Below are 16,419 nucleotides of genomic sequence, written 5' to 3' on the forward strand. Positions count from 1 at the left end.
CCATCGTCTTCCCAGGCCCGGGTCCTGACGGACCGTTCACCCAGTGACGTGTTGATGAGGAGCTCGCCGCTTACAGTTGCGGGGGCAGCCGCGGCCTCGGGCTCTCGCCCTCACCGCGTTCCCTTTTGATCCTCGTTAAAGAGGAACCGTCGCGGGTAAGCTAGGCCGTTTCCGGCGCCGCCGTCAAATCCCCCGGGGTTCGGCAGCCTGCACTGCGAAGGGGGCGACCGGGGCAGCCTTGTGCGCATCGGGGGACAAATCCCGCCGTGGAGCGTTGGCCCCGCAGGGAGAACCGGGCTGTGACGCTGTGACCGAGACTGAAGGAGCAGAGAGCACGATGTCCGAGGATGGGATCACGTTCGAGCGGATCCGCGAGCGCGCCCATGAGATCTGGGAGCGCAACCACCGCCCCGAGGGGTTCGAGGTCGAGTTCTGGCTGATGGCCGAGCGGGAGCTGCGGGCCGAGCGCGCCCGCAACGCCCCGAAGTCGGCCGCACCGGCGCAGGAGGACGCCGCCTGTCCCTGACGGCGCCGGGGACGGGCTCGGGGGCGGGTCGCCTCAGCCGCTCGCCGCCACCGCGTCGTGGTCCGCGAACAGGATCGCGTGGGTGAACGGGCCGTCGACGCGAATCGGGGCCCGGACGAGGGCCTTGACGGGGACGTCGCGGACGGCCGCCCAGGCGCGGTAGCAATTCGGTGGGATCCGTCCCCGTCCGGTCTCCAGCTGCGAGAGGACAGTGTCGTATTCGGCCCCGACCACAGTGGCGAGCGGGCGCCGGCATAGGCCGCGCGCCGCGCGCAGGGGCTTCAGGAAGCGACCGCCCTCCCGGCCCGGTTCCGACACCCCCGCCGAATCCGGGCGTTGGCGGTGAGCAGACACGTGGGACATCCCTCCTCGGACAGCATGGGGAGGGCGCGATCACGGCAGTACCGCAAATCCCTCGGAGAGCAGGACCCGGGCGCCTGATCGGAAGGCGCAGGCCCGGCCGGCGCCGCCGCGACGCCGCGGGCGGGGGCGCCGTTCGACGCGCCTGATCCGGCGGCGACCGCCGGGCTAGTCGGAAACAGTCCGGACTGCGCCGTGATCCGTGGATCGGGACTTTCCGTTCGGGAACGCTCCGTTCCCGCGTCGCCTGCGCCCGCACCGGATGTGCCGCGCGCCGTGAGGGCGCGGGCGACGCGGTCGGTGCTGAGCGACGGCTTAGGGCGCGATACGGCCCGTGCGGGCGACGGCGATCGCCTTCGGGTTCTTCATCGAGCGGTTGCCGGAGAAAACCAACGATCCCGAACCGCGTGTCGACGGGCCCGCGATCCCGCCGCGGCGGGCCGCCTTCGGCCGCGCCGTGCACGGGGTCTCGACCCTCACGATCCTGGGGCTGAGGTTCGGACTGACTCTAGCCTGGGTCGTCTTCCTGTGTTGGGTCGCTCACGGAGTGCTAAGGTTGATAATGGACTAACGACCGCAGTGCAGCTGAAATTGTGCAAAGCACAAAAGTGCTGTTTATTTCCGCTTGTGTCCTCTCAATACCTAGGTAGTCTACCTTCCGGTGTCGTTGGTGCGCAAATGCTTCTGATCTGTTTTGCCTCGCTCGGAGCTGCCGCAAGCCAGGCCGTGCGCCTGCCGGGTCTTCTGGTGATCGTATCGCTGCTGGCGGTGGCGATCGGCATCGAGGGGGCCCTGGAGCAGCGTGCCCTCGCGATCGTCTTGACCGATGCGGTCTGGATGCTCGTGGCGGTGGAGGCGTCCTATGTCGCGGCCTCGCTGCTCTGGACGTCCGAGGCCTCGCCCGCCGAACCCCGGAAGGCGTGAACCTTCGGGGCGTCCGGCTGAGCCGGCGCGCCCTACCGGAACGGGGGCTCGGGCTTGAGCAGATAGTGGGCGACGATCGTGCCGCCCAGCGCGCCGAGGAGCGCGCCCGATCCGCTGGCCATAGCGTCGATGACCTGCGCGGTCCGGCCGGGCACCCAGCGCTGGCCGATCTCCATGACGACCCCCAGGACGGTGAGCGGCACGCCGATCCGCCACCAGCGCAGCCCGGCACCGTAGCCGAGGACGAACAGGCCGGCGGTCCCGCCATACGCGATGGCGTGCTCGACCTGACCCGGCAGGGAGGTGCGCGCCTCCCAATCCCGCGGAATCCAGGAGAGCCAGACCAGGGTCCCCACGCTCAGCCAGGCCGCCGCGCGGACGAGCCTCGAAAGGGCGGTCAGACGTGGCGACATGCGTGTTTCGAACCTTTCCGATCTGTCCCCCTACCCCCACGGGCCGTCCCCGGGACGGGCGCCGGGGGCGACGGGACCCTGCCGCCGGCCGGCGCCGACGCGGGCGCGCGTTTTTCCCGATGGGGTCCGGTGCCGCTGCGCCCCTACGGGCGGTCAACGGGCCGGGTGGTCGCCCGGCGGTTCGCCTTGAGAAGCTTGCCGATCACGATGCCGGCCGGGACGGACAGGAGGGTCCAGAGGCGCAGGACGTGGAGGAGGCGGAAGACCATCACGCGCCCTCCCCCGCCTTCACGGCGGCGTCATACCCCGCCATCCACTGGGCGTGCGCCTGCGTGCCCTCGGCATAGGGGCAGTCCTCCCGGCGCAGGCCCTTGCCGGGGGCGTAGAACCCCAGCGCGTAGTGATCCAGGTTGTCGTCCGGGGGCTCTGTCATGGGCGGGAAGATAGGGCGCGCGAAAGGGCCTCCAAGGGCCCGACGCGTCCACGCCTCGTCGGCGCGACGGGGTCCCGCCGGCATCCGCATCACGCTGTCAGGTAGGGAATTTGTCTTTCCCAGCAAAGGCTTTGGAAAGAAATGGCGCGCCCGAAAGGATTCGAACCTCTGACCCCCAGATTCGTAGTCTGGTGCTCTATCCAGCTGAGCTACGGGCGCCTGCGACCGGTGGGGGTTGGTGCCGCCCCCGGTGTGAGCGGGTGTTTAGAGGCTCCTTTTTGCGCTGGCAACCCTGGCCGGACAGATTTTTCGCGGCGGTGCGCTTCGCCGTCCGTTCGGGGAGGGCGCGCGCGGGCACGACGTCCGGCCTCCCGGCGGGCGATCCCCTATCTCGTTCTTCGAACGCAGGCTCGTCTCGGTCGGAAGGTGTTCTTTCGCGGTGAAGGGCAGATCTGATTCCGGGATGCAGCGTATGCGTCGATCAAAATTGGTTTTTTGTCGGCTCGTGATCTTGTCGTTTCATCCCGTCATCACTGTCAGGACAAGGTGGAACATTTATGACAACGCTTCGGCTTGGCGGTTTGAACCGGGATTGCCGGTTTCCATCTTGGAACGCTTTGCGGTCCTCGGGAATTGAGAGGGTCTCTTGCCCGTCCTAGACTTATTCAAGGAGAACGCCGTGAAACGGTCCCTGACCACCCTCGCCCTTCTGACGATCCTCGGTGCGGGTTCGGCCTCCGCCCAGACCACCGTCACCGGCACCCCGGCCCCGGACGCCAAGTCGAGTGCCACCTCCGGCGGCCAGGAGGCCGTGACCCGGCCCAACACCGACAAGCCGGATGCCACCAAGCCGGCCACCGCCAAGGCGGCCTCGAACGCCAAGCTCGAGGAAGGCGCCAACAGCTTCACCGAGGCCCAGACGCACCACCGCCTCACCGAGGCCGGCTACAAGGACGTCAAGGGTCTGACCAAGGACGACAAGGGCATCTGGCGCGGCGAAGCGGTGCTCGACGGCAAGCCGGTCAAGGTCGGCGTCGACTTCAAGGGCAACGTCGCGGCCCAGTAGGCTGCCACCGCCCACCCCTCCCCTCGCCCGCACACAGGAGTTTCCCATGGCTCATCAGACCATCACCGCCCTGTACGACGATTACGACGCTGCCAGCACGGCCGTCTCCAAGCTCGAGGCCGCCGGCGTGGCGCATGCCGACATCAGCATCGTGAGCAGCAACGAGGGGGACCGGCATGCCGGGCGCGTGCGCTCCGCCTCCGACGTGGACGCCCCCGTCCACGGTGACACCCCGGAGAAGGCGTCCAGCGGCGCCGGAGCGGGCGCCACCGTCGGGACGGTCCTGGGCGGCGCCGCTGGTCTGCTGACCGGCCTCGGCCTGCTGGCGATCCCGGGCGTCGGCCCGGTCGTGGCGGCGGGCTGGCTCGTGGCCACGCTGACGGGCGCGGGCATCGGCGCGGCAGCGGGCGGCCTCGCCGGCGGCCTGACCGGCGCGGGCCTCAGCGAGACCGACGCCCATACCTACAGCGAGGGCGTGCGCCGCGGCGGCACCCTGGTGACGGTCCGGGCCGACCAGTCCCAGGCGGCCCGGGTGATGGACATCCTGGAGGAGCACGGTTCGATCGACGTCGACGAGCGCGCACAGAACTGGCGGGCCGAGGGCTGGACCGCCCCGCAGGCCGCCGCCACCTCGCCGAACGCCATCCCGGGCAACGCCCTGGGCGGGACCGTCGAGGGCCGCAACCGCGTGCGCGCCTACCCGACCACGCCGGTCTGATCGACGCCCCACGGCCGCCCTCCGCGTGGGGGCGGCCCTCGCAACGGCGGACACCCCGGCGGCCCTCGGCCCCGGGGTTTTTCGTGCGTGGACTGGGGAAGTCGTCGAGGCGCGGTCGCGCTGGGCCTCTCCGCGCGTACGCGGGCCACGGTCTTGCGACGGTCTGGGATGATCAGGAAAGGGTGGGTCCCGGAGCCGAAGCTCCGGGTTCTGTTTCGACGGTTACCCTACCGCAAGATGCTTACGCCGCGAGGCGGGCATCCATGACAACGTTATCGTTGGCATTTAGAGTTTTGGCCAAATGCTCGAAACAGGGGTTGCCTGCGTCGAACCGGTCGAGTCCTTACCGACAGCCGCATCGTCCCGCACCGAAGTGAGAGCGAACTCGCGATCCCTTTACCGCCCAGTCGATCCTATTTCGCCCCCATCAGAAGACCACCCGCTGACGTGGATGGGCTTGTGGTGGAGGCGCCGGAGTACTGCCCTCCGGGTCCTGAAACGTTATTACGAACCGGTCATCAACCGCAGATCCGATATAGGCGAAATCGCCGCGCGGGTCCAGTCGGCGCGCTATCCCGCCGCACCCGTCTCCCGAGCGAACCAATCGGCGTAGGGGGTGGTGTGGGCCATGTGCCGGTTGAGGTCGGGCGCGCCGTCGTCCCACCAGACGGGGCCGCGCTCCCCGAGGCCGCACTTGGCCGCGTCGACGGCCCGGCGGGCCTGCGCGACCGCGTCCGGATTCCCGGCCGCCTTGCCGGCCTTCACGGCCCGGCGCGCATCCATCAGCGCGGCGACGAGGGCGTCGCGCGCGGCGGGGTCGAGGTCGGGACGGGTCCGGCGCCAGAGCCGGCCACGCACCACGAGGTAGCGTCCGTCCGGCGTCACGAGCGGCGGTGCCGTTCCTGTTCGTGGCAGAGCCTTACCCCGTGGCGCGGCCACGGCGATGCGCCTGCTCCTCGATCAGGGCTTCCACGGCCGCGATCGTGTTCTCAAGGTCGGCCACGCGTCGCAGGACGCTGTCGGGCGGCAGCATCTCGATCTTCGCGGCTTCGGTGATGAGGGTCCTCTGAGCGTCCTTGAGGCGGTCGAGGAGGGATTCCAAGTCTGACATTGTCCGGCTTTAGCGGATGCCGGGGGCGACCCGCAATGCACATCGGAGCAAGAGGGCCGAGATATCCTTGGCTGATCTCCATGGCTATTGTCCGGCCGCGCGTCGAAATCCCACGCGCGGCGCGGGCTCTGACTTCGGCGATCCTACCCGGTCTTGACGGTCGCGGCTCAGGTAGAGTGGAAAACCACCGTCACGCCGCCCTCCGTCTTGTCACGGAAGGTCTTGTCGCGATCAGGGCCGGCGGCGAGGTCGGTCGACCGCTGCGTCATCGGCGAGGTCCTGTCGAACCGGCCCGCCTGGATCCGAGCCGCAGATGGCGCCGTTCGCCGCCTCGACGATCCCGTCGCGGATCTCCGGGGCCCGCCATGGCCGCCCCTGCTTCCCGGGGACCCGGCCCGTGGAACGGCGGCGGCATCGATCCCGTTGGCTCCGCGGTCCGTGCCGGAACCGTCTCCGGCCGGACGGCCCGTCCGGGAAGGCCGCATGCTGCTCCTCCTCCTGTCCCTCCTGCTCCTGTCTACCGTCGTCCTGATGGTGGTCCGGCGGCGCCACATCGGTCGCCTCACCTCCTTCGCGACGCTGCTGGCGGCCGTGATGCTGATGATCTGGATGCAGAACACCGGGCTCCTCCCGGGGAGCCAGGGGCGCTACAGCGACGACCGTCCCCGGACGAGCCTCGATCCTCCGGCGCCGGCGCCGCGCGCCCCCTGAGGGGCAGGCCCGTCACAGCACGGCGCCTGTGTCGCTGGATCGCGTGGGATGCCATGGACCGTTCCGGCCGATCGCGCGTTCACCGCTCGGCCCGCGCACGTGTCTTGCTCGGGGGGCTCGTGTATCGGGGGCTGGGTCCCGTGCGGACCGTCCGGGGTTACGACAGATCCGGCGGCATCGGGGCCGAAGACGATCGAAGGATATTGGGGCGATGGCGAAAATTCTTCTGGTGGAAGATCACGAGGAGATCTGGGACTTCCTGTCCCGCCGGCTGAAGCGGCGCGGCTACGACGTGATCCTCGCCCATGACGGCGAATCCGGCGTTCAGCAGGCCCGCACCGGGCAGCCGGACGTCATCCTCCTCGACATGAACCTGCCGATCCTGGACGGCTGGTCGGCCGCCCGCGTGCTGAAATCCGGCAGCGACACCAAGGGCATCCCGATCATCGCCCTGACCGCCCACGCCATGTCGGGCGATCGCGACAAGGCGATCCAGGCCGGCTGCAACGACTACCACCCGAAGCCGGTGGACTTCTCCAAGCTGCTGACCCAGATCAACGCCGCCGTCGGTCCGCAGGCGCCCGCCATCGCCTGAGGCGGCCCACCCGGCCGCGCGCCCCGCGCGCCCGATGCCGTCGCATCGGCTGCCGCGTCGCTCACCCCAACGAGACCGATCCATCCATGAGCGACGATCCCATCACCGCCCGCCTCCTGCGGCAGGCGATGCCGGTCTTCACGACCCTGGCCTCCTGCCTCCTCGTGATCACCATCGCGGCGGCCCTGTATCTCGGCCGCGACGTCTTCGTACCGGTGACCCTGGCGATCCTGCTCAGCTTCGTCCTGGTGCCGGGCGTGCGCCTCCTGCGCCGCATCCGGGTCCCGCGGGCGCTCGCCGTCCTGGTCGTGGTGCTCACCGCCTTCGGGGCGCTCCTCGGGGTCGCCCTCCTGATCGCCAACGAGACGGCGCAGCTCGCCTCCGACCTGCCCCGCTACCAGGTGACGATGCGCGAGAAGATCGCCTCCCTGAAGGAGGCGACCGCCGGCAGCGGCACCCTCTCGCGCATGGTCGACATGGTGCAGGACCTCAGTGCCGAGCTGCAGCCTGACCCGAACGCGACCCCGCCCGAAGGCAGCGCGGGCAGCCTCGCCCATCCCCTCCACGTCCAGATCGCCTCGGCCAAGGCCGGGCTGCTCGGAACCCTCGGCGCCGTCGCCGGCCCGATCCTGCATCCCCTCGCCACCACGGGCCTGATCCTGATCTTCACGATCTTCATCCTGCTGCAGCGGGAGGACCTGCGGAACCGCGCGATCCGGCTGGCGGGCTCGGGGGACCTGCGCCGGACCACGGCGGCCATCGACGACGCGGTGGCCCGCCTCAGCCGGTTCTTCCTGGCCCAGCTCGTCCTCAACATCGCCTTCGGCCTCGTGATCGGCCTCGGCCTGTGGTGGATCGGCGTGCCGAACCCGATCCTGTTCGGGGTGCTGGCCGCGATCATGCGCTTCGTGCCCTATATCGGCGCGGCGATCAGCGCCCTCCTGCCCCTCATCGTGGCCGCCGCCGTCGATCCGGGCTGGAGCATGGTCATCGCCACCGCGATCCTGTTCGTGGTGGTGGAGCCCATCGCCGGCCACGTGGTCGAGCCCCTGCTCTACGGCCATTCCACCGGGCTCTCGCCCATCGCGGTGATCCTGGCCGCCACCCTCTGGGCCTTCCTGTGGGGACCGATCGGCCTCGTGCTGGCGACCCCCATCACCGTCTGCCTCGTGGTGCTGGGACGCCACATCGAGCGGCTCTGGTATCTCGACGTCATCCTGGGCGACCGCCCCGCCCTGTCGCCGCCGGAGATCTTCTACCAGCGCATGCTGGCGGGCGACCCCGAGGAGGCGATCGACCAGGGCCGGATGTTCCTCAAGGCCCGCGCCCTCGTCACCTATTACGACGAGGTGGTGCTGGCCGGCCTGCTGATGGCGCAGGAGGACCTCTCCCGCGGCACCCTCGACCGGACCCGCCAGGACGAGGTCGGCACCGCGCTCCGGACCGTGGTCGCCCGCCTCGGGACCGTGCCGACGGGCCGGACGATCGGTTCCTCCGCCTCGGCCGGCAATTCCGAGACCTCGGCGGCCATCGCCGCCATCGGGCCCGACCGGCAGGTCGCGGCCGTGGTGCTGCGCCCGGAGGACCTCCCGGCCCGCTGGCGGGCGACCCGGCCCGTGCTCTGCGTGTCGAGCCGTGGCCCCTTCGACGAGGCGGCCACCGCGATGCTGGGGCAGATCCTCGGCCGGCACGGCCTCGGCGCACAGGTGATGTCGATGGCGGAGCTGCGCCGGGGCGAAACGCCGGACGATCTCTCGGGGATCGCCCTGGTCTGCTTCTCCTACCTGGAACCCGTCAGCCTGTCGCAGATCCGGCTGAACGTCCGCCAGGCGCGGCGGGCGATTCCCGGCGTCCGGGTCCTCGTCGGCTTCTGGCGCGAGCGGGATCCGGCCTCCCTCGACCGGCTGCGCCGCACCCTCTCCGCCGACGTGCTGGTGACCACCCTGAACGGGGCGCTCGACGCCGCCCTGACCTTCGCCAAACGGGGGTGAGGCCGGGCCGGGCCAGGGGGGGGCATTTGACATCCCCCTGGGCTTGACCCACTTCTCCCCCGCGCCGACCCCCTCTCCGGACGGGTGGCGACGCCCCCCGCACAATCTGCGCATGGACGTTGCTGCGGGTCAGGCCCTGACGAGAGGCTAGTACCAGCACATGAAAGTCGTCGTCGTCGAGTCGCCGGCCAAGGCCAAGACGATCAACAAGTATCTCGGCCGCGACTACGAGGTTCTCGCCTCGTTCGGCCATATCCGAGACCTTCCGGCCAAGGACGGCTCCGTCGATCCGGAGGCGGACTTCCACATGCTGTGGGAGCTCGACGATCGCGGATCGAAGCGCGTCTCCGACATCGTCAAGGCGCTCAAGGGCGCCGACGGCCTGATTCTCGCCACCGACCCGGATCGCGAGGGCGAGGCGATCTCCTGGCACGTGGTCGAGGCGCTCACCGCCCGCCGCGCCCTCAAGGGCATGCCGGTGGAGCGCGTGACCTTCAACGCCATTACCAAGACGGCGGTGGAGACCGCCATGCGCCAGCCTCGGCAGATCGACCAGGCGCTGGTCGACGCCTACCTGGCCCGCCGGGCGCTCGACTACCTCGTGGGCTTCAACCTCTCGCCGGTGCTGTGGCGCAAGCTGCCCGGCGCCCGCTCGGCCGGGCGCGTGCAGTCGGTGGCGCTGCGCCTCGTCTGCGAGCGCGAGCGCGAGATCGAGGTCTTCAAGCCGCGGGAATACTGGTCCCTGGTGGCGACCCTGGTGACGGAGACCGGCGCCAGCTTCGAGGCCCGCCTCACCGGCGCGGACGGCAAGCGCATCCAGCGCCTGGACGTCGGCACCGGCGAGGAGGCGGCGGCCTTCAAGCGCGACCTCGAGCTCGGCACCTTCTCGGTCGGCAGCGTCGAGGCCAAGCCCGCCAAGCGCCACCCCGCCCCGCCCTTCACCACCTCGACCCTGCAGCAGGAGGCCTCCCGCAAGCTCGGGATGGCGCCGGCCCAGACCATGCGCGCCGCCCAGAAGCTCTACGAGGGTGTAGAGATCGACGGCGAGACGGTGGGCCTCATCACCTACATGCGGACCGACGGCGTCGACATGGCGCCCGAAGCCATCGCCGACGTGCGCCGGGTCGTCGCCCAGGAATACGGCGAGCGCTACCTGCCGGGCGCGCCGCGCAAATACAGCGTCAAGGCCAAGAACGCCCAGGAGGCGCACGAGGCCGTGCGCCCCACCGACATGGGCCGTCTGCCCAAGGCGGTGGCCCGCACCGTCGATGCCGAGCAGGCCAAGCTCTACGAGCTGATCTGGACCCGCACGGTGGCGAGCCAGATGGAATCGGCCGAGCTAGAGCGGACGACGGTGGACGTCGTCGCCCAGGTCGGGCCGCGCACCCTGGAGCTGCGCGCCACCGGCCAGGTGGTGAAGTTCGACGGCTTCCTCACCCTCTACCAGGAGGGCAAGGACGACGAGGAGGACGAGGACGGCCGGCGCCTGCCGCCCATGAAGGCGGGCGACCCGCTCAAGCGCGAGCGCATCGCCTCGACCCAGCACTTCACCGAGCCGCCGCCGCGCTATTCCGAGGCCAGCCTCGTCAAGCGCATGGAGGAGCTCGGCATCGGCCGGCCCTCCACCTACGCCGCCGTGCTGCAGACCCTGCGCGACCGCGAATACGTGCGGATCGACAAGAAGCGCCTCGTGGCTGAGGACAAGGGCCGCCTCGTCACCGGCTTCCTGGAGAGCTTCTTCAAGCGCTACGTCGAGTACGACTTCACCGCCGACCTCGAGACGCAGCTCGACCGGGTCTCGAACGCCGAGATCGACTGGCGCGAGGTGCTGCGCGACTTCTGGCGCGACTTCTCCGCCGCGATCGCCGGCACCAAGGAGCTGCGCGTCGCGGAGGTGCTCGACGCGCTCAACGACCTGCTCGGCGCCCACATCTTCCCGGAGAAGGCCGACGGCTCGAACCCGCGCACCTGCCCCACCTGCGGCTCCGGCCAGCTCTCCCTGAAGCTCGGCAAGTTCGGCGCCTTCGTGGGCTGCTCGAACTATCCGGAGTGCAAGTACACCCGCCAGCTCGCCGCCTCGGGCGTCGAGGGCGACGGCGAGGGCTCGTCGGAGAACGGCGGTCAGCCCGGCACGCGGGTGCTCGGCAACGATCCCGCCTCCGGCCTGCCCGTGACGGTGCGCGACGGCCGCTTCGGTCCCTTCGTCCAGCTCGGCGAGGCCGCGGCCGAGAAGGAGGCGCCCAAGCCCAAGCGCTCCTCGATTCCGAAGGGCACCAGCCCGTCCTCGGTCGACCTGGAGATGGCCCTGAAGCTGCTCGCCCTGCCGCGCGAGGTGGCCCGCCACCCCGAGACCGGCGAGCCGATCCTGGCCAATCTCGGGCGCTTCGGGCCGTACGTGCAGCACGGCAAGATGTACGCGAATCTCGGGCGCGACGACGACGTGCTGGAGATCGGCGCCAACCGGGCCATCGACCTCATCGTCGCCAAGGAGCAGGGCGGCGGCCGGCGCGGGCCGGCGGCCGATCCGGGCCGGCCCCTCGGCGAGCACCCGGAGACGGGCAAGCCCATCGTGGTGAAGTCGGGCAAGTACGGCCCCTACGTCACCGACGGTACCACCAACGCGACGCTGCCCAAGACCATGGCGGCCGAGGCGGTCGACCTGCCCCAGGCACTGGAGCTGATCGCCGCCCGGGAAGCCGCGGGCGGGGGCAAGAAGAAGGCTCCGGCCCGCAAGGCGGCGGGCGCCAAGGCCCCGGCGAAGAAGGCGGCGGTCAAGAAGGCCCCTGCGGCGAAGGCCGCCGGGAAGACGGCTGCAGCGGACGGGGACGAGGCCTCGGCCAAGCCCGCCGCGAAGGCGACGGCCGCCAAGAAACCGGCGAAGAGCACCAAGGCTGCGGCCGAGAAGCCCGCCGCCGCGGCACGCCGGAAGGCTTAAGGATCGGTGGCCGGGGCACCGGCCGCTGTCACACCGGTGCCATGCGGGCGGGGTAGCGGGGACGGTCGTCAGCCCGCGCCCCGCACCGGACCCGCCACGCCATGACCGCATCGAACCAGAACCGCTCGCAGGCCGCCGAGGCCGCCGAGGATCGCGGGTCGAACGGCAGCGCCAACCCGACCTTCGGCGACGTGGTGGCGGCGCGCTTCGACCGGCGCGACCTCCTGCGCGGGCTCCTCGGGGTCGGCGCCATCGCGGCGGTGGTGACGCCCCGCGCCCTGGCCGCCGGCGGGGCGGTGGGTCCGGCGTCGCCGGCCAGCGACTCCCGATTCCCGTTCGCGGAGATCGAGGCCGGCTCGGACGCGCACCACCACGTCGCCGCCGGGCACGATGCCGAGATCCTGATCCGCTGGGGCGACCCGGTGCTGCCCGGCGCGCCCGCCTTCGACCCGCGCAATCAGTCCGCGGCGGCACAGGCCCAGCAGTTCGGCTACAACAACGACTTCGTCGGCTACTTCCCCATGCCGGGGGCGGCCGACCCGGCGGCGCACGGCCTCCTCGTCGTCAACCACGAATACACCAACGAGGAACTCATGTTCCCCGGCCTCGGGCGCCAGGACGGCAAGGCGGTGGACTTCCAGGGCATGACGCGGGCGCTCGTCGACATCGAGATGGCGGCCCATGGCGGCTCGGTCCTCGAGATCCGGCGCCGGGACGGCCGCTGGACGGTGGTGCCGGATTCCAAATACGCCCGCCGCATCACCGCCACGACGCCGATGGCGCTGACCGGCCCGGCCGCCGGCACCGACCGGGTGCGGACCGGCGCCGATCCCAGCGGCCGGTCGGCCCTCGGGATGATCAACAACTGCGCCGGCGGCACGACCCCCTGGGGCACGTGGCTGACCTGCGAGGAGAACATCAACTACTACTTCTCCGGCGCCCTGCCGAAGGACTCGCCGGAGGCCGCCAACCATAAGCGCTTCAACCTGCCGGCCAACGCCTATGCCTGGGGCCGCTTCCACCCGCGCTTCGACCTCGGCCGCGAGCCCAACGAGCCGAACCGCTTCGGCTGGGTGGTGGAGATCGACCCCTTCGACCCGACGAGCGTCCCCAAGAAGCGCACGGCCCTGGGGCGCTTCAAGCACGAGGGCGCGGCCGGCATCGTCGCGAAGGCCGGACAGTACGTGATCTACCAGGGCGACGACGAGCGTTTCGACTACGTCTACAAGTTCGTCACCCTGGGCCGGGCCGACAGCGGCGACCGCGACCTCCTCGATTCCGGCACCCTGCATGTCGCCCGCTTCGACGCCGACGGGCGCGGCACCTGGATGCCGCTGGTCTTCGGGCAGGGTCCGCTGACGCCCGAGAACGGCTTTGCATCCCAGGCCGACGTGGTGATCGGCGCCCGGCTCGCCGCCGACCGGCTCGGGGCCACCAAGATGGACCGGCCCGAGGACGTCGAGGCCAACCCGAAGACCGGCAAGGTCTACGTGATGCTGACCAACAACGGGAAGCGCAAGGCCGATCAGGTCGATGCCGCCAACCCGCGGGCCGACAACCGCTTCGGCCACATCGTCGAGCTCACCCCCGACGACGGCGACCATGCCGCCACCGGATTCACCTGGGAGATCCTGGTCCGCTGCGGCGATCCGAGCATCGCCCAGGTCGGCGCCACCTTTTCGTCGGCCACCACGACGAACGGCTGGTTCGGGATGCCGGACAATTGCTCGGTCGACGGCCTCGGCCGGCTCTGGGTCGCCACGGACGGCAACGCGCCCTCCCGCACCGGTCGCAATGACGGTATCTGGGCGATGGAGACCGAAGGGGCGGGCCGCGGCACGGGCAAGCACTTCTTCCGCGTGCCCCACGGCGCCGAGATGTGCGGCCCCTATTTCACCCCCGACGACACCACCTTCTTCGTGGCCGTCCAGCATCCCGGCGAGGCCGACGAGGAGGACCCGAAGGCGGTGCCCGCCACCTTCGAGGCGCCCGCCACCCGCTGGCCGGACTTCGACCCGGCGATGCCGCCCCGCCCCGCCGTGCTGACGATCACCCGCCGCGGGGGCGGCCGCGTCGGGACCTGAGGCGGCCCACGGGCGCGGTGCCCGGCGCGACGATCCACGGATCACGCCACCGTCAGGCCTTCTTAACCACCCCCATACCATGTCATGGGGTGGTACGCCCTGTGCGGCGGGGGCTTCCGGCTCCCGCCTCTCGGAGCGGGAACCCCTTTCTGTTTCCGGTTTGTTCCGGTATGGTGAGAGGATGAAGGCGAATGCTGCACGGTTTCCCTCTGCGATCCGGCCCGCGAAGCCCGCGGCTGCCCCCTCACCCGCGCGAGGCGCTCCGGTGAGCGACCCCGCACGCGATCTCTTCGCCGGCGGCAAGGCGCCGCTGCCGAAGGCCGCCGAGCGGCGCAAGCTCGACGCTGTGGCGCCGCTTCCCCCCGTCTCGGCGGAGGCCGGTTACGACGCCTCCACCATCGAGGTGCTGGAGGGGCTGGAGCCGGTGCGCCGCCGCCCCGGCATGTATATCGGCGGCACCGACGAGCGCGCCCTGCACCACCTCTTCGCCGAGGTGATCGACAATTCCATGGACGAGGCGGTGGCGGGCCATGCCAGCTTCATCGAGGTGGAGCTGGAGGAGAGCGGCCACCTCGTCGTCACCGACAACGGCCGCGGCATCCCCGTCGACGCGCACCCGAAATACCCGAACAAGTCCGCGCTCGAGGTCATCATGACCATCCTGCACGCGGGCGGTAAGTTCGACTCGAAGGTCTACGAGACGTCCGGAGGCCTGCACGGCGTCGGCATCTCGGTGGTCAACGCCCTCTCGGACGAGCTCGAGGTCGAGGTCGCCCGCAGCCAGACCCTCTACCGCCAGACCTTTTCGCGGGGGCATGTCCAGGGTCCCTTGGAAACCGTCGGCCGGGTGCAGAACCGGCGCGGCACCCGCGTGCGCTTCCACCCCGATGCCGAGATCTTCGGGGCGCTGAAGTTCGATCCCCGCCGCTTGTTCAAGATGGCCCGCTCCAAGGCCTACCTGTTCGGCGGCGTCGAGATCCGCTGGCGCTGCGCCCCCGCCCTCCTCGAGGGCCTGGACGACGTGCCGGCCGAGACCGTGCACCGCTTCCCCGGGGGCCTGCGCGACTATCTCGCCCGCGATCTCGAGGGCAAGGAACTCGTCACCGACGCGATCTTTTCCGGCAAGATCACCAAGCCGGGCGGGCACGGCTCCCTCGAATGGGCCGTCGCCTGGATGGTGACCGACGACGGCGTCTCGGCTTCCTACTGCAACACCATCCCGACGGCGGAGGGCGGCACCCACGAGAGCGGCCTGCGCGTCGCCCTGCTGCGGGCCCTGCGCGAGCATGCCGAGCGCGTCGGCCAGGCCAAGCGCATGACGGCGGTGACCACCGACGACGTCATGGCGACCTGCGCCTCGATGCTCTCGGTCTTCATCCGCGAGCCCGAGTTCCAGGGCCAGACCAAGGACAAGCTCGCCACCGTCGAGGCCTCGCGCATCGTCGAGACCGCGATCCGCGACGCGTTCGACCACTGGCTCGCCGCCTCCCCGGCCCAGGCCAACAAGCTCCTCGACTGGGTGATCGACCGGGCCGAGGAGCGCCTGCGCCGGCGCCAGGAGAAGGAGGTCGCCCGCAAGTCCGCCACCCGCAAGCTGCGCCTGCCCGGCAAGCTCGCCGACTGCTCCAAGGCCGGCATGGCCGGCTCGGAGATCTTCATCGTCGAGGGTGACTCGGCCGGCGGCTCGGCCAAGCAGGCGCGCGACCGCGCCACCCAGGCGATTCTCCCCTTGCGCGGCAAGATCCTCAACGTCGCCTCGGCCAGCCGGGACAAGCTCGGCGCCAACCAGCTGATCTCGGACCTGACCCAGGCCCTCGGCTGCGGCACTGGCACGGGCTACCGCTCGGAGGACCTTCGCTACGAGAAGGTGATCATCATGACGGACGCCGACGTCGACGGCGCCCACATCGCCTCGCTGCTGATAACGTTCTTCTACCGGCAGATGCCCAAGCTCATCGACCGCGGGCACCTCTACCTGGCGATCCCGCCGCTCTACCGGATCAGCCAGGGCGCCAAGACGGCCTACGCTCGCGACGACGACCACAAGGCGCAACTGATCAAGACGGTGTTCAAGAACGGTAAGGTCGAGATCGGCCGCTTCAAGGGCCTCGGCGAGATGATGCCAGCCCAGTTGAAGGAGACCACCATGGACCCGAAGAAGCGCACGCTCCTGCGGGTGGAGGTGCTGGACGAGGCCCGCGACTCCACCGGGGACGCGGTGGAGCGCCTGATGGGCAACAAGCCCGAGGCGCGCTTCACCTTCATCTCCGAGCGTGCCGCCTTCGCCGACGGGGCCGAGCTCGACATCTGAGACGGCGATCGCCCGCGCCTTCGGAAGACCGGACGCGCGGGCGACGATCGACGGGCCCCGAACGGACGCCCGTCTTGAAGAGGAGCCCAGACGCAAGAAAGCCCGGCCGCGAGGCCGGGCTTTCTTGTTGGCCGGGGCCCGCGCGACCGGATCGACCGCGCGGGAGGCCGTGGGTTCAGATCCTAGTAGGAGCCGAACTTGTAGTTCAGGCCGGCGCGGACGACGGCGAACTCGGTGTCGC

The 16,419-nt window shown here is 70.5% G+C and carries 16 protein-coding genes, 1 tRNA gene, 1 other RNA gene and 1 riboswitch (1 of these 19 only partly in view); of the genes, 10 read left to right on the forward strand and 8 right to left on the reverse strand.

The features are described 5' to 3' along the window. Positions 1–166, reverse strand: a riboswitch (cobalamin riboswitch); it reaches 125 nt to the left of the window's first position. A gap of 171 nt (positions 167–337) precedes the next feature. Further along, a complete protein-coding gene (locus tag ASF18_RS00020; RefSeq protein ID WP_056213470.1) occupies positions 338–526 on the forward strand; it encodes a DUF2934 domain-containing protein in 189 nt (62 codons plus the stop codon). A gap of 33 nt (positions 527–559) precedes the next feature. On the opposite strand, the gene ASF18_RS00025 is transcribed toward ASF18_RS00020, so the two are convergent. Continuing rightward, on the reverse strand, positions 560–880 hold the full coding sequence (locus ASF18_RS00025; protein WP_082486887.1) for a transcriptional regulator: 321 nt from the start codon (positions 878–880) through the stop codon (positions 560–562). 684 nt (positions 881–1,564) lie between these two features. Between ASF18_RS00025 and ASF18_RS00035 the strand changes: the two genes are divergently transcribed. After that, positions 1,565–1,810 carry a hypothetical protein gene (locus ASF18_RS00035; protein WP_156394105.1) on the forward strand — a complete coding sequence of 82 codons (246 nt, stop codon included), beginning with the start codon at positions 1,565–1,567 and terminating at the stop codon, positions 1,808–1,810. A gap of 32 nt (positions 1,811–1,842) precedes the next feature. Here the strand turns inward: ASF18_RS00035 and ASF18_RS00040 are convergent, their stop codons facing one another. From ASF18_RS00040 to ASF18_RS00050, 4 genes are all read right to left on the reverse strand, one after another. Beyond that, on the reverse strand, positions 1,843–2,223 hold the full coding sequence (locus ASF18_RS00040) for a hypothetical protein (RefSeq protein WP_056348225.1): 381 nt from the start codon (positions 2,221–2,223) through the stop codon (positions 1,843–1,845). A 143-nt stretch (positions 2,224–2,366) separates the two neighbouring features. Beyond that, positions 2,367–2,492, reverse strand: a complete 126-nt coding sequence (locus tag ASF18_RS24995) for a hypothetical protein (protein WP_274534723.1) — start codon at positions 2,490–2,492, stop codon at positions 2,367–2,369. Further along, positions 2,492–2,656 (reverse strand): hypothetical protein, encoded by a 165-nt coding sequence (locus ASF18_RS00045; protein WP_056213461.1) that lies wholly within the window; start codon positions 2,654–2,656, stop codon positions 2,492–2,494. Before ASF18_RS00045 ends, ASF18_RS24995 begins: the two co-directional genes overlap by 1 nt. 142 nt (positions 2,657–2,798) lie before the next feature. Continuing rightward, positions 2,799–2,875: transfer RNA gene (locus ASF18_RS00050), tRNA-Arg, on the reverse strand. 460 nt (positions 2,876–3,335) lie between these two features. Here ASF18_RS00050 and ASF18_RS00055 point away from each other — a divergent pair. Continuing rightward, positions 3,336–3,722 (forward strand): hypothetical protein, encoded by a 387-nt coding sequence (locus ASF18_RS00055; protein WP_056219689.1) that lies wholly within the window; start codon positions 3,336–3,338, stop codon positions 3,720–3,722. Positions 3,723–3,768: 46 nt separating this feature from the next. Then, complete coding sequence (locus ASF18_RS00060) at positions 3,769–4,440, forward strand: hypothetical protein (RefSeq protein WP_056348228.1); 672 nt, start codon at positions 3,769–3,771, stop codon at positions 4,438–4,440. Between the two features lie 199 nt (positions 4,441–4,639). Here the strand turns inward: ASF18_RS00060 and ssrA are convergent. The 3 genes from ssrA to ASF18_RS00070 form a co-directional block, all read right to left on the reverse strand. Then, positions 4,640–5,005: a transfer-messenger RNA gene (gene ssrA, locus ASF18_RS22670) on the reverse strand. A gap of 5 nt (positions 5,006–5,010) precedes the next feature. Further along, positions 5,011–5,325, reverse strand: coding sequence for a hypothetical protein (locus tag ASF18_RS00065; RefSeq protein ID WP_056348231.1), 315 nt, complete (start codon positions 5,323–5,325; stop codon positions 5,011–5,013). Between the two features lie 34 nt (positions 5,326–5,359). Further along, the gene (locus ASF18_RS00070; protein ID WP_056219697.1) at positions 5,360–5,551 is read right to left on the reverse strand and encodes a hypothetical protein; all 192 of its coding nucleotides are present in this window, start codon (positions 5,549–5,551) and stop codon (positions 5,360–5,362) included. A gap of 483 nt (positions 5,552–6,034) precedes the next feature. Here ASF18_RS00070 and ASF18_RS00075 point away from each other — a divergent pair, with 483 nt between their 5' ends. From ASF18_RS00075 to parE, 6 genes are all read left to right on the forward strand, one after another. Beyond that, a complete protein-coding gene (locus tag ASF18_RS00075) occupies positions 6,035–6,262 on the forward strand; it encodes a hypothetical protein (RefSeq protein WP_056348233.1) in 228 nt (75 codons plus the stop codon). Positions 6,263–6,473: 211 nt separating this feature from the next. Beyond that, entirely contained in the window at positions 6,474–6,857 is a 384-nt protein-coding gene (locus ASF18_RS00080) for a response regulator (RefSeq protein WP_055955569.1), read from the forward strand. 86 nt (positions 6,858–6,943) lie between these two features. Next, the gene (locus ASF18_RS00085) at positions 6,944–8,848 is read left to right on the forward strand and encodes an AI-2E family transporter (RefSeq protein ID WP_056348236.1); all 1,905 of its coding nucleotides are present in this window, start codon (positions 6,944–6,946) and stop codon (positions 8,846–8,848) included. Between the two features lie 160 nt (positions 8,849–9,008). Next, positions 9,009–11,783 (forward strand): type I DNA topoisomerase, encoded by a 2,775-nt coding sequence (topA, locus tag ASF18_RS00090; RefSeq protein WP_056348240.1) that lies wholly within the window; start codon positions 9,009–9,011, stop codon positions 11,781–11,783. Positions 11,784–11,884: 101 nt separating this feature from the next. Continuing rightward, the gene (locus tag ASF18_RS00095) at positions 11,885–13,867 is read left to right on the forward strand and encodes a PhoX family phosphatase (protein WP_056348241.1); all 1,983 of its coding nucleotides are present in this window, start codon (positions 11,885–11,887) and stop codon (positions 13,865–13,867) included. 265 nt (positions 13,868–14,132) lie between these two features. Next, entirely contained in the window at positions 14,133–16,178 is a 2,046-nt protein-coding gene (gene parE, locus ASF18_RS00100; protein ID WP_056348242.1) for a DNA topoisomerase IV subunit B, read from the forward strand. The last annotated feature ends 241 nt before the right edge of the window (positions 16,179–16,419 follow it).

It is taken from the genome of Methylobacterium sp. Leaf89 (genome assembly GCF_001422215.1).
Taxonomy (GTDB): Bacteria; Pseudomonadota; Alphaproteobacteria; order Rhizobiales; family Beijerinckiaceae; genus Methylobacterium.